Origin of the sequence: Herbaspirillum aquaticum, assembly GCF_002213425.1 — a bacterium.
Taxonomy (GTDB): domain Bacteria; phylum Pseudomonadota; class Gammaproteobacteria; order Burkholderiales; family Burkholderiaceae_D; genus Herbaspirillum; species Herbaspirillum aquaticum.
In genome coordinates this window covers 17,418-30,296 of record NZ_NJGV01000030.1, presented here as the reverse complement: position 1 = coordinate 30,296, position 12,879 = coordinate 17,418, and the positions used below count along the sequence as shown (strand labels likewise).

Below are 12,879 nucleotides of genomic sequence, written 5' to 3'. Positions count from 1 at the left end.
TCCCCGCACTCGATTGCGGGGTCGCAACAAGAATCACATTCCAGGACCCCCAAAGGAGGAGACCCCATGACCGCTTTCATCCGGCGCGCCGCGCTGTCGGCCGCCTGTGCCCTGCTGGGCGCAGCCACCCTGCCAACCGCCCAGGCGGCGGGCGATACCATCAAGATCGGCTTCATCACCGACATGTCCGGCACTTATGCCGACTTCGACGGCCAGGGCGGCGTCGAAGCCATCCGCATGGCCATTGCCGATGCCGGCGGCACCATCAACGGCAAGAAAGTGGAACTGGTCTTTGCCGACCACCAGAACAAGGCCGACATCGCCGCCAACAAGGCCCGCGAATGGTTCGACCGCGATGGCGTGGACATGCTGGTCGGCGGTGTGAACTCGGCCGCCAGCCTGGCCATGGGCAAGGTGGCGGGCGAGAAGAAGAAGGTCTTCATCTCGGTCGGCGCCGGCACCACCCGCCAGACCAATGAAGAGTGCAATGCCTACACCGTCCAGTACGCCTATGACACCACGGCCCTGGCACGCGGTACGGGCGCGGCCATCACGCGCCAGGGCGGCAAGTCCTGGTATTTCCTGACGGCGGACTATGCCTTCGGTACGTCGCTGGAGAAGGACACCAGCGAAGTCGTCAAGAGCAATGGCGGCAATGTCGTCGGCGCGACCCGCGTCCCGCTGGCGACTTCCGATTTCTCGTCCTTCCTGTTGCAGGCCCAGTCCTCCAAGGCGCAGATCCTCGGCCTGGCCGTGGCCGGGGGCGACGTCATCAATGCCATCAAGGCTGCCAATGAGTTCGGCGTGAACAAGACCATGAAGCTGGCCGGCCTGCTCATCTTCATCAACGATACCCATTCGCTGGGTTTGCAGATGACGCAGGGGATGTACCTCACCGATGGCTGGTATTGGGACCTGAACGACGAGAGCCGCGCCTGGGCCAATCGCTACTTCATGAAGATGAAGAAGATGCCGTCCATGTTCCAGGCCGGTGACGCGTCGGCCGTGGGCCAGTACCTGAAGGCGGTCAAGGCCGTGGGCAGCACAGATGCCGACCAGGTCATGGACTACCTGCGCAAGAACCGCATCAAGGATTTCTTCACCAGCAATGGTGTGGTACGCCCGGACGGCCGCATGGTGCATGACATGTACCTGATGGAAGTGAAGAAACCTTCCGAATCCAAGCGCCCATGGGATTACTACAAGCTGGTGCAGACCATCCCCGGCGAGCAAGCCTACATGACCAAGGCCGAATCCAAGTGCGCACTGTGGAAGTGAGCGCACCGGCGGCATGAAGCATCAATCCGGGTGGCGCCCGTGATGCCGCCACCTGCCAGTTTTTGAGCAAGAAGTCTGATGTGGATCGGACCATGTTCAACGCATCCCGGGTGACCGGGGTGCGTTTTTTTTCACCTGCCTGATCTGCCTGATCTGCCGATGGAACGTTCAGGCACGGCGCGGAGCCTGCGGGCGCATGGCCACGCCCAGGCGGTTCCAGGCATTGATGATGGCCACCGCAAAGGTCAGGTTGGCGATCTCGGTATCGTTGAAGTGCTGCTGCAGCAGGGCGAAGGCGGCGTCTTCCTTCTCGGCATCGGGCTGGTGCAGGTGGGTGAAGCGTTCGGCCCAGTTCAGCGCGGCGCGTTCGGCTTCGGTGAAGAAGGCGATTTCGCGCCAGGCCGCCAGGGTATTGAGGCGCTGCTGGTCTTCGCCCTTCTGCAGCAGGTCATGCGAATGCATGTCGGTGCAGAAGGCGCAGCCATTGAGTTGCGACACGCGCAGGAATACCAGTTCCAGCAGCTTGGGATCGACACCGCTCTGGTGCACCACTTCGCTGGCCTTGAGCAGGGCATTGAAGGCCGGGGCGGCGAGCTTGGCGTGGGGCAGGCGTTGCTTGAAGTCGGACATGAGGATTCTCCATCGGGGATAAGGTGACAACGACGCCAATCGCCGCTGTTCCCCTTCTAGACGGAGTGGGCTCGCCCCTTGTGACAGGTCCGGTGAAAAATAAATGAAGAAATTTGAAAAATCTCAGGGCGCCGCGTTTTGCTGCGCGATGGCGGCCAGCTTGTCGGGGTTGCGCACCACATAGATGGCGTGGATGCGCAGGCCATCCGATTCCAGCACCTGGGCCGATTCCAGCGCGCCATCGACGTAGCGCAGCAAGCCCGGGCTGCCGTTGATCCAGGCCGCGCGATAGACGATACGCTGCGCAAAGCGCCGCACGTTGGCGTAGTACAGCCAGGAGATGCGCTCGCCACCGGCCAGCGGGTGCGGGAACGAGGCCACTTTGCCGCCACCGTCGCCGATCAGGCGCGCATCCTCGGCCAGCAGGCCCAGCATGGCCTCGCGCTGGCCGCTTTGCACGGCCTGCATGAATTTCTCCAGCAGCAGGGCGTGGGTTTCGCGCGTGACCGGGCTGGAAGCGGCGCGAACCGAAGGGCGCGCGATGCCATCGGCCTCCAGCCGCGCCAGCCGCTCACGGGCGCGGTGCACCAGCTGGCGGCAACTGGCTTCGGACTTCTGCAGGATGGCGGCGATGTCGGGATAGTCGTTGTCAAATACTTCACGTAGCAGGAAAGCCGCGCGTTCTTCGGGCTTGAGGCGCTCCAGCAGCAGGAGGTAGGCGAAGGAAACGTCACTTTGCTGTTCCAGCAGGGTTTCCGGCGAGGGGGCCAGGCGGGCCGCCCCGAACAAGTCGATCTCCGGCGCCGGGTCGGCCAGTCCCACCAGCGGTTCCGGCAGCCAGTGGCCGACGTAGTGCTGGCGTTCCTGCTGCAGCTGGCGCAGGCGGTCGATGCACAGGCGTGTGACTACCGTGACCAGCCAGGCTTCTGCCGAGTCGAGCACCGACTTGTCCTGGGCGTGCCAGCGCAGCCAGGCGTCCTGCAGGACGTCGTCGGCTTCGCTGCGCGAGGCCAGCATGCGATAGGCCACGCCGAACAGGCGCGGCCGCAGCTGGGTGAACTGGGCGAGTACGGGGTCGTCGCTCATCGGCCGGGCCTGGGGTGGCAGCGGGATCAGCCCTGCTTGAGCTTGCGCGCGATGTCCAGCGCGAAGTAGGTCAGCACGCCATCGGCGCCGGCGCGCTTGAAGGCCATCATGGCTTCCATCATGGTCTTGTCGTGGTCCAGCCAGCCATTCTGGGCGGCGGCCTTGATCATGGCGTATTCGCCACTGACCTGGTAGGCGAAGGTGGGCACCCGGAATTCATCCTTCACGCGGCGCACGATGTCCAGGTAGGGCATGCCGGGTTTGACCATGACCATGTCGGCACCTTCCTGCAGGTCCAGCGCCACTTCGCGCAGGGCTTCGTCGCTGTTGGCGGGATCCATCTGGTAGGTGGCCTTGCTGCCCTTGCCCAGGTTGGCGGCCGAGCCGACGGCGTCGCGGAAGGGACCGTAGAAGGCCGAGGCGTACTTGGCCGAGTAGGCCATGATGCGGGTGTAGATGTGGCCTTTGGCCTCCAGCATGGCGCGGATGGCGGCGATGCGGCCGTCCATCATGTCCGAGGGGGCCACCACGTCCACGCCGGCATCGGCCTGGGTTTGCGCCTGCTTGACCAGCAGCGCGATGGTTTCATCGTTGAGGATGTAGCCGGTCTCGTCGAGCACGCCGTCCTGGCCGTGGCTGGTGTAGGGGTCCAGCGCCACGTCGCACAGCACGCCCAGTTCGGGGAAGCGGTCTTTCAAAGCGCGCACCACGCGCGGCACCAGGCCGTCGGGGTTGGTGGCTTCGATGCCGTCAGGCGTCTTCAGGGCCGGGTCGATCACCGGGAACAGTGCCAGCACCGGCACGCCCAGCTTGACGCATTCCTCGGCCACCGGCAGCAGCGCATCCAGCGACAGCCGCTCCACGCCCGGCAGCGAGGCCACGGGCGTGCGCAGGTTCTGGCCTTCCTGCACGAACACGGGGTAGATCAGGTCGGCGCTGGTGATGACGTTTTCTGCCATCAGGGCGCGCGAGAAGGCGTCGCGGCGCATGCGGCGCATGCGCAGGGCAGGGTAGGCGGCGTTGGAACTGAAATCGGTCAAGGACATAGGTCAGCTTTCAAAAATTAGATGTTATTTGAGGCTATCTTGGAATTATTTCGAGGCAAATATCGCTATCTTCGGAGATTTGATTCCTTTGATTGCAAATCTGCTCCAATTTACGCGGCTTACATTATCTTGGCGGCAGGTGATTTTTTCACCTCCCGCTTCCCCTTCCCTCCCTGAGCGGGGCTGATCGCGCAAGCGAAAGGCGTTCTTCCCCGGAGAATTTCCCTGTTCTCCGGGGTTTTTTTATTCATGCGTTGTACTCCGTCCGGAAAGATCTTGCCTTGTCGGCGATCAGGCTTGCGGGGTTTCGCTGGCGGCGCTGCCTGCACCTTCATTTGCAGGCGCAGCCGGTGCAACCGGCTCGGACGCCGGTACCGGCTGGTTCAGGCCGGCCAGTTCCAGGATCTTGTCGTTGGCTTCGTCGAGCCCGATGCGCTTCAAGGCCGAGAACAACTGGGCCGTGAACGGGAAGGGCTGGCCATCCGCATCCACATAGCTTTGCAGGAAGGTCTGGGCCTGGCGCAGGGCATTGGTGGATTCGTTGCGGTTGAGCTTGTCGGCCTTGCTCAGGATGCAATGGATGGGTTTGCCGGTGGGGGCGAACCACTCGATCATCTGGATATCCAGGTCGGTGAAGGGACGGCGCGAATCGACGATCATCACCAGCGCCGCCAGCTGCTCGCGCTGGCGCACGTAGTCGCCCAGCAGGGCTTGCCAGTGATGCTTGGCCGACCCGGAGACCTCGGCATAGCCATAGCCGGGCAAGTCCACCAGCATGGCGCGGATTTCATCGGGGCGCGCCTCGTCATTGCGGTGCTGGCCCACGTGGGCGCCGCCCAGCGAGAAATAGTTGATGTGCTGGGTACGTCCCGGCGTCTTGGAGGCGAAGGCCAGGCGCTTCTGGTTGCACAGCACGTTGATGGCACTGGATTTGCCGGCATTGGAACGGCCGGCGAAGGCGATTTCCGGCACACTGGTCTTGGGCAGGTCCCGCAGGTGATTGACGGTGGTGAAGAAACGGGCTTGCCAAAGTTGCGACATGGTGGGGGGAAATCCGAAAGAGGAGGGAAAAACGCGGAGAAGCTATTGTACAATGGCTCGAAACCCAGCGCCTCGTTGACGCCAAGCAAGCAAAAAATATGGCGGCCATTGGAGACAGGTCAAACAACAGGCATTTGGGCAGGGGGCAGCCAGCCGCCGAACGGGCAAAATCTCTCAATTCCACAATAAGTATTAGGGTGACGAATGAACCGTGCCTTTTCCCCACTGTTGTATACCGTTCTTGCTGCCGTGCTGGCAGTGTCCTCGGCGGCCCATGCGGCCGATGACAAGAAAGCCCCGATCAAGGCCGATCCGGCCAAGGGCGAAGCCCTCTACACCAATGGCGACAATGCCCGCAACATCGTGGCCTGCGTATCCTGCCACGGTGCGGCCGGCAATTCGACCATCACCCAGAATCCCAAGCTGTCCGGCCAGCACGAGGCCTACATCGCCAAGCAGCTGCTCAACTTCCGTACTCCCGACCGCAACAATCCGGTGATGTCGCCGCTGGCCAAGGCGCTCTCGGATGAAGACATCCACAACGTCGCCGCCTACCTGGCCGCCCAGGCGCCCAAGCCGGGTGCCGCCAAGAACAAGGACACCATCGAGCTGGGCAAGCACATCTGGCGTGGCGGCATCGCCTCCAAGAACGTGCCGGCCTGTGCTGGCTGCCACAGCCCCAACGGCGCCGGCATTCCGGCCCAGTATCCGCGCCTGGCCGGCCAGCACCAGGATTACACGGTGGCCCAGCTGACCAACTTCCGTGGCGGAGCGCGGACCAACAGCGCCCAGATGACCGCCATCGCGGACCGCCTGTCGGACAAGGAAATCAAGGCCGTCGCCGACTACATCGCCGGCCTGAAGTAATGAGCCTGCCGCCGCATGGCGCAGGCAGGAAAGAGGCGGCCGGCGTGCCGCCTTTTTTCATGCGGGTTGACGCACGTCGTGGTGCATCGTCGTCCAACACGGCATGATGCCTTCCCGCCGGACCAGATAATCGCCCCGGCATACCCGTGTTACGCAGGCGCGTATCACGGACTTTCCCCCGGAGCGGTAGAATTCCGGGTTCGCATCGCTTTGCCGGCCGGCAAGGCGATCCCCCCAAGTAAGCGGAACCGGTAGGCCCGGTCCGGTAAGGCAGGAATATGACGACGGGCAGCAGTACCCAAGGAATCCAGATCAGGACCCGCCAACGCTGGCTCGGCGAGGCCGTGGAGCTGGTCTCATCGATGCGCTTTGCGATCAGCTTGCTGACCCTGATCGCCATCGCCTCGGTGATCGGGACGGTCATGAAGCAGAACGAACCGATGCCCAACTACGTGAACCAGTTCGGTCCGTTCTGGTTTGAGATCTTCGGCAAGCTCGGCTTGTATGCGGTGTATTCGGCCTGGTGGTTCCTGCTGATCATGGGCTTCCTGGTGCTGTCGACCTCCCTGTGCATCGCCCGCAATGCGCCCAAGATGCTGCGCGATGTGAAGAGTTGGCGCGACAACGTGCGCGAGCAGTCGCTGCGCAATTTCCATCACAAGCATGAATGGACCAGCGCCGAAAGCCCGGCCGAGGCTGCGGCGCGTCTGGCCCGCCAGGTCGGCGCGCGCGGCTACAAGACCAAGCTGGTCGACAAGGAAGGCGGCACGCTGCTGGCGGCCAAGCAGGGTGCGGCCAACAAGTGGGGCTACATCTTCGCGCATGCGGCCATCGTGATCATCTGCCTGGGCGGCCTGCTCGATTCGGATCTGCCGATCCGCTTCCAGCAATGGTTCTACGGCAAGTCGGCCTTTGCCGGCAATGGCATCATCTCCGAAATTCCCGAACGCTATCGCCTGGGCCTGAACAACCCGACCTTCCGTGGCAACACCCTCATTCCCGAAGGTTCCAGCAGCAGCACCGCCATCATCCCTCAGAAGGATGGCGTGATGATCCAGGACCTGCCCTTCACCATCCAGTTGAAGCGCTTCATCATCGATTTCTACTCGACCGGCATGCCCAAGCTCTTCGCCAGCGAAGTGGTGGTGCGCGACCATGAAACCGGCAAGGAAACGGCCGCCACCATCAAGGTCAACGAACCGCTGATCTACAAGGGCGTGGCCATCTACCAATCCAGCTTCGAGGACGGCGGCAGCAAGCTCAAGCTGGTCGCCTATCCGATGCGCGGCGGCAGCAACAGCCACTTCGACCTGGCCGGCGAAGTCAACGGCACCACGCCGCTGTCCTCCAGCAGCGGCGACTACACCATCGAATGGAGCGGCTTCCGTCCCTTCAACGTCGAGAACATGCAGGCAGCTGCTTCCGGCCAGGCGTCCGGTTCGACCTCGGGCGATGCGCGCGCGGTCAACGTGGGCAAGAATGTCAATCGCGGCTTCATGGACGGCCTGGACAAGCACCTCGGCTCCAGCGCCAAGAATGCCAACAGCAAGGACTTCAAGAATGTCGGCCCGAGCGTGCAGTACAAGCTGCGCGACAAGACCGGCCAGGCCCGGGAATACTTCAACTACATGCAGTCGCTGCCCATCGATGGTGCCGACGTCTTCCTGGCCGGCATGCGTGAGCAGCCGGACCAGCCCTTCCGCTACCTGCGCATTCCGGCCGATGACAACGACAGCGTGGCCGAGTGGATGCGCCTGCGCGCGGCCCTGGCCAATCCGGCCTTGCGCGAGGAAGCGGCACGCCGCTATGCGCGGCAGGCCATCAGCAGCGGCCGCGAAGCCTCACCCGTGCTGCGCGAGCAACTGGAGCAATCGGCCCTGCGCGGGTTGACCATCTTTGCCGGCGACGGCAAGGTGTCCGGCTACATCGCAGTCACGCGCTTCCTGGAACAGCTGCCCGCTGCCGAACAGGAAAAGGCCGCGGACATTTTCATGAAGATCCTCAACGGCAGCATGTGGGAGTTGTGGCAAGCTGCGCGCGCCCAAGACGGTCTGGCTGCGGTGGCCAGCGACGAGAAGCACGGGCGCTACCTGCAACTGGCCATCAACGCCCTGGCCGATGCGGCCTTCTATCCGGCGCCGGTGTTCCTGCAACTCACGGGTTTCCAGGAGATCAAGGCCTCGGTGCTGCAGGTGACGCGCTCGCCGGGCAAGAAGGTGGTCTACCTGGGTTGCCTGTTCCTGGTGCTGGGCGTGTTCTCGATGCTGTACATTCGTGAACGGCGCCTCTGGATCTGGATCAAGCCCGGTCCCGATGGCCAGGGCAGCCAGGCGCTGCTGGCCATGAGCACGCAGCGCCGCACGCTGGACTTCGACAAGGAATTCGAACAGATGAAAGGCCGTCTGACCGGCGCGGGCCAGCCCGCCCCCGGTCCCTCGGCCTGAACCCTTCATGCCGCCGGTGATGGCGGCGATCCCCCGGCTCATGGGCTGGCTTGCGCCTGCCGCATGGTCCGGGACAGCAGCAGTGGAGAACGCAATGCAACTGACCCAAGCAAACCAGGCCTACGAGCAAGAACAGGGCTTCTTCCGGCGGCTCAGTCTCGTCGACTGGATCTACGCCGCCGCGCTGGTGGCCGGATCGCTGTACGCCTTCGGGCGCTTCGGCAGCTATATGGATTACTACGAGAAGGCCGTGCTGCTGCTGGCCGCACCGACCTTCGCCTGGCTGGGCTGGCATTGGAAGCCGGTACGCCTGCTGATGCTGGTGATCGCCGTGCTCTCGCTGGGGGCCATCGCCATGTATGGCGGCGCGCTCGAAGTGGCCGACAAGAAATTCTTCCTCAAGTACATGCTCTCCAGCCAGTCCGCGATCCTGTGGATGAGCGCGCTGTTCTGCCTCTCTACGCTGTTCTACTGGGGCGGCCTGGCCACTGCGGCCGGTACCGGCAGCGCGATCGGCTCGCGCCTGTGCTGGGCGGCCGTGGTGCTGGGCTTTACCGGCATGATGGTGCGCTGGTACGAGTCCTACCTGATCGGGCCGGACGTGGGCCACATCCCCATTTCCAATTTATATGAAGTTTTCGTCCTGTTCTGCCTGATTACGGCCCTTTTCTACCTGTACTACGAAGAACGTTACGCCACCCGCCAGTTGGGTGCTTTCGTGCTGACCGTCATCACGGCAGCGGTCGGTTTCCTGATGTGGTATACCGTCTCGCGGGATGCGGCCGAGATTCAGCCGCTGGTGCCGGCGCTGCAGAGCTGGTGGATGAAGATCCATGTGCCGGCCAACTTCATCGGCTACGGTACCTTCGCCCTGGCCGCGATGGTGGCGGTGGCCTACCTGCTGCGCGAGCGCGGCATCCTGGCCGATCGCCTGCCCACGCTGGAAGTGCTGGATGACGTGATGTACAAGGCCATCGCGGTCGGCTTTGCCTTCTTCACTATCGCCACCATCCTGGGTGCGCTGTGGGCCGCCGAGGCCTGGGGCGGCTACTGGTCGTGGGACCCCAAGGAAACCTGGGCCCTGATCGTCTGGCTCAACTATGCCGCCTGGCTGCACATGCGCCTCATGAAGGGCCTGCGTGGCCGTACTGCCGCCTGGTGGGCGCTGGTGGGCCTGCTGGTGACGACGTTTGCCTTCCTCGGGGTGAACATGTTCCTCTCGGGCCTGCATTCCTACGGCGAACTTTGATGGCAGTGGCGGCTCCTTGCAGAGGGCGGCCAACGCCCCCGGACAACAAGGAGCAACGATGAAGCATCCCTCTGCCACGCCCGAACTGGTCATCTTCGACTGTGATGGCACCCTGGTCGACAGCGAAGTGGTGGCTGCCCGGGCCTGGTCCGAGTACGTGGCCGGCTACGGCGTCACCCTCAGCCCCGAGGATGCGCTGGCGCGTTTTCGCGGCGTGAGCATGAAGTGGTGCATCTCGCATATCGAGCAATTGCATGGCCAGCCGCTGCCAGCGCATTTCGAGCAGGAGTTGCGCGCCCTCATGGGGGGCATGCTGGAGCAGCACCTGCAACCCATCAGCGGTGCCGTCGAGATGGTGGAGCAGCTGCATGTCCCCTTCGCCCTGGCCTCCAACGCCCCGCATCACAAGATCGAGCTGTGCCTGCGCGTGACCGGGCTGCTGCCGCATTTCGCCGGCCGGATCTTCAGCGCTTATGACGTGCAACGCTGGAAACCCGATCCCGCCCTGTTCCTGTTTGCCGCCGAACGCCTGGGCGTGGCGCCCCAGCGCTGCGCCGTGGTGGAAGACAGCCTGCCGGGCGTGCAGGCCGGGCTGGCAGCGGGCATGCAGGTGATCGCCCTGCAGGAACATGGCGTGCATCCGGAGTTGCCCGCCGAAGTGGCGGTCATCACCCACCTGGCACAATTGCGAGCCCAGCTGGGCTGACCCCAAGGACAGTTCCGGCAGCGGCCAATTTCGGTAAGATCAGCAATAAAATTCACCTACGGCATCCATGCTCCGCTCCCTAGACCGCGAACGGCAAATCATCCATTGCGACCGTGCCATCGAAGTGCGTCCGCTCGGCCTGCGCGAGGCACCGGCGCTGTATGACGCCGTGCGCCAGTCCAGGGAGGCCATCGGCCAGTGGGAAGCCTGGTGCACGCCCGACTACGGTCTGCTGGACGTCAAGCTGTTCCTGCAGCGCTCGATCGAGCAATGGCATGTCCACGCGGCTTACGATTTCAACATCATTGATCGCAGCAACGGCCTGGTGATCGGCTCGGTGGCCATCAACCAGGTCAGCCAGCTGAACCAGATGGCCAACCTCGGCTACTGGGTGCGCGAGGGCTACACCGGTCGTGGCATTGCGCCCCTGGCCGCGCGGGCGGCGGCGGCCTTTGCGTTTTCCAAAACGGGTCTGACCCGCCTGGAAATCGTCGCCCAGGCGGGCAACCTGCGCAGCCAGCGCGTGGCCGAGAAGGCCGGTGCAACCCTTGAATGCCTTGCCCGCAACCGCCTGGTCTTTCATGGCGAACCGCGCGATGCGAAGGTCTTTTCATTGGTGCCGGCCGACCTCGGACTGCCGGTTCCGGTGCATGACTGACCTGTCGCAGCACTTGATAAACATGCCGCCGGGTAAGTTTTCGTCGCTTATTTGTCGTGTCACGTGAACCAAGATACGTTTCGCAACACGTTTTTTTCATTTTTTTTTGCTGAGTAAAAGTGCACAACCCGATGCATTCTGACAGCGCTGTCAGCCTTGACGGCTGCGGGTTTGCGCCATTTTTGCAAAGCCGCATGGAATTGTTTCAATCCAGTAATTTCGATTTGGCTGACAAAATACTGACTTTTCGCGTATTCCAAATCGCCGCTCGGGCGTTACATACCTAAAGCACTGTCAAGAAACGCAGTGCTTGTGTATCTGGAGCAGTCTCCCGGAATCAAGGCAGCAGGCAACATCTTCCGGGGCGCTGCGTGTTCTTCCGAACAACAACTCAGGATGGAAGAACGTTGAGCGTCAGCGACGTAAGAGGAAATACGATGCAAGCCATACAACGCAACAAGACCACGAACAACAACCACGCCGGCCGCGCCGCCCAGCAATACGTCATGGGCGGGGAAGCGCGCAGCACCCGCCTGGCCAAGCGCCTCAAGGGCGCAGAAGCCGTCCATCAGGACGATGACTGCAGCGCGCGTTACGACAAGATCTCCAAGCAGATGGATGACGCCCTCGAAGGCGGTTCCCCGCAGCGCTTCAAGCGTCCCAAGATGGAAAGCGACATCATCGCGCGATGAGGCGGGACGGATCCGGGCCGGCATCTGGCCCGAATCCCTTCCCATTCCCGTGCGATAAAAACAGCCGGAGGCATTTCTGCTCCGGCTGTCATTTTCTCCGCTTCACGTTCAGGTGAGGTTTGGTGAATCTCCCGCCCCAATATGCGAGCGGGAGCGACTGTCTTACAGGCTTTCTTCGCGCGGATCCCGTGCCAGCAGCCGGGCCACCATATTCTGCACCGACACGCCGTCGAACAAGGCGGCCGCCACCGCATCGGTGATCGGCATCTCGATGCCTTTTTCGCGCGCCAGCGCCCGTACGGCCTGTGCGCAGCGCACGCCCTCGGCCACGTGGCCGAGTTCGGCGACGATCACGTCCAGTTTCTTGTTCTGCGCCAGTCCCAGGCCAACGCGCCGGTTGCGTGAAAGGTCGCCGGTGCAGGTCAGGATGAGGTCGCCCACGCCCGAAAGTCCCATGAAGGTTTCCGCACGTCCGCCCAGCGCCACGCCCAATCGCGTGATCTCCGCCAGGCCGCGTGTGATCAATGCGGCACGGGCGTTCAAGCCCAGTTGCAGGCCATCGGCCACGCCAGTGGCGATGGCGAGGATGTTCTTGACCGCACCGCCAATCTCCACTCCCACCAGGTCATCGCTGGAATAGATGCGGATGTTGTTGCCGTGCACCGCCGCGACCACGCGCTCGCACAGTGCCGCATCGGCGCCGGCGATGGTCAGCGCGCAGGGCAGGCCGCGCGCCACTTCCTGGGCAAAGGAGGGGCCGGAGAGCACGCCTGCGGCGACCCCTGATCCCAGCACTTCCTGCACCACCTGGTGCGGCAGCAGGCGCGTGCCTTCTTCCAGGCCCTTGCACAGCCAGACCAGGTTGGGAATGGCATAGGCGCGCAGATGGCCCGCCAGTTCACGCAGGCCGGACACCGATGAAGCGGCGATGAGCAGCGAATCGGCGGGAGTGTCGCAGACATGGCGCACGGCGGCATCGAAGTCCGAACTCACCGCCAGTTCGGGCGGCAGCGGGAATCCGGGCAGGTAGAGGCTGTTTTCGCGCTGCTCGCTGGCGGCCTGCATGGCCTGGGCATTGCGCCCCCACAGCACGACCTGGTGCTTGCGCGCCAGGGGAATGGCCAGCGCGGTACCCCATGCGCCGGCACCCAGAATGGTGATCTTCATCTCAGGCCGCTCTTG

The 12,879-nt window shown here is 63.3% G+C and carries 12 protein-coding genes; 7 read left to right on the top strand and 5 right to left on the bottom strand.

All coding sequences use genetic code 11. The features are described 5' to 3' along the window. Positions 1-66 precede the first annotated feature (66 nt). A complete protein-coding gene (locus CEJ45_RS23120; RefSeq protein ID WP_088757378.1) occupies positions 67-1,278 on the top strand; it encodes an ABC transporter substrate-binding protein in 1,212 nt (403 codons plus the stop codon). Between the two features lie 168 nt (positions 1,279-1,446). On the opposite strand, the gene CEJ45_RS23115 is transcribed toward CEJ45_RS23120, so the two are convergent. The 4 genes from CEJ45_RS23115 to yihA form a co-directional block, all read right to left on the bottom strand. After that, a complete protein-coding gene (locus CEJ45_RS23115) occupies positions 1,447-1,908 on the bottom strand; it encodes a carboxymuconolactone decarboxylase family protein (protein WP_039789618.1) in 462 nt (153 codons plus the stop codon). Positions 1,909-2,031: 123 nt separating this feature from the next. After that, positions 2,032-2,994 carry an RNA polymerase sigma factor SigJ gene (gene sigJ / locus CEJ45_RS23110; RefSeq protein WP_088757377.1) on the bottom strand — a complete coding sequence of 321 codons (963 nt, stop codon included), beginning with the start codon at positions 2,992-2,994 and terminating at the stop codon, positions 2,032-2,034. Positions 2,995-3,020: 26 nt separating this feature from the next. Continuing rightward, positions 3,021-4,040: a porphobilinogen synthase gene (hemB, locus tag CEJ45_RS23105; RefSeq protein WP_088757376.1), complete on the bottom strand. Its 1,020-nt coding sequence runs from the start codon at positions 4,038-4,040 to the stop codon at positions 3,021-3,023. Between the two features lie 291 nt (positions 4,041-4,331). Then, on the bottom strand, positions 4,332-5,081 hold the full coding sequence (gene yihA, locus CEJ45_RS23100; protein WP_229296993.1) for a ribosome biogenesis GTP-binding protein YihA/YsxC: 750 nt from the start codon (positions 5,079-5,081) through the stop codon (positions 4,332-4,334). A 204-nt stretch (positions 5,082-5,285) separates the two neighbouring features. Here yihA and CEJ45_RS23095 point away from each other — a divergent pair, with 204 nt between their 5' ends. The 6 genes from CEJ45_RS23095 (at position 5,286) to CEJ45_RS23070 (ending at position 11,697) form a co-directional block, all read left to right on the top strand. Next, a complete protein-coding gene (locus CEJ45_RS23095; RefSeq protein WP_039789612.1) occupies positions 5,286-5,948 on the top strand; it encodes a c-type cytochrome in 663 nt (220 codons plus the stop codon). A 278-nt stretch (positions 5,949-6,226) separates the two neighbouring features. Next, positions 6,227-8,392, top strand: coding sequence for a cytochrome c biogenesis protein ResB (locus CEJ45_RS23090; protein WP_088757375.1), 2,166 nt, complete (start codon positions 6,227-6,229; stop codon positions 8,390-8,392). 94 nt (positions 8,393-8,486) lie between these two features. Next, positions 8,487-9,641 (top strand): c-type cytochrome biogenesis protein CcsB, encoded by a 1,155-nt coding sequence (gene ccsB, locus CEJ45_RS23085; protein ID WP_088757374.1) that lies wholly within the window; start codon positions 8,487-8,489, stop codon positions 9,639-9,641. A 58-nt stretch (positions 9,642-9,699) separates the two neighbouring features. After that, positions 9,700-10,347 carry an HAD family hydrolase gene (locus CEJ45_RS23080; RefSeq protein WP_088757373.1) on the top strand — a complete coding sequence of 216 codons (648 nt, stop codon included), beginning with the start codon at positions 9,700-9,702 and terminating at the stop codon, positions 10,345-10,347. A 67-nt stretch (positions 10,348-10,414) separates the two neighbouring features. Next, entirely contained in the window at positions 10,415-11,005 is a 591-nt protein-coding gene (locus CEJ45_RS23075) for a GNAT family N-acetyltransferase (protein WP_088757372.1), read from the top strand. A 437-nt stretch (positions 11,006-11,442) separates the two neighbouring features. Then, positions 11,443-11,697 carry a hypothetical protein gene (locus CEJ45_RS23070; RefSeq protein WP_088757371.1) on the top strand — a complete coding sequence of 85 codons (255 nt, stop codon included), beginning with the start codon at positions 11,443-11,445 and terminating at the stop codon, positions 11,695-11,697. A 162-nt stretch (positions 11,698-11,859) separates the two neighbouring features. On the opposite strand, the gene CEJ45_RS23065 is transcribed toward CEJ45_RS23070, so the two are convergent. Beyond that, the gene (locus tag CEJ45_RS23065) at positions 11,860-12,864 is read right to left on the bottom strand and encodes an NAD(P)H-dependent glycerol-3-phosphate dehydrogenase (RefSeq protein WP_088757370.1); all 1,005 of its coding nucleotides are present in this window, start codon (positions 12,862-12,864) and stop codon (positions 11,860-11,862) included. Positions 12,865-12,879 lie beyond the last annotated feature (15 nt).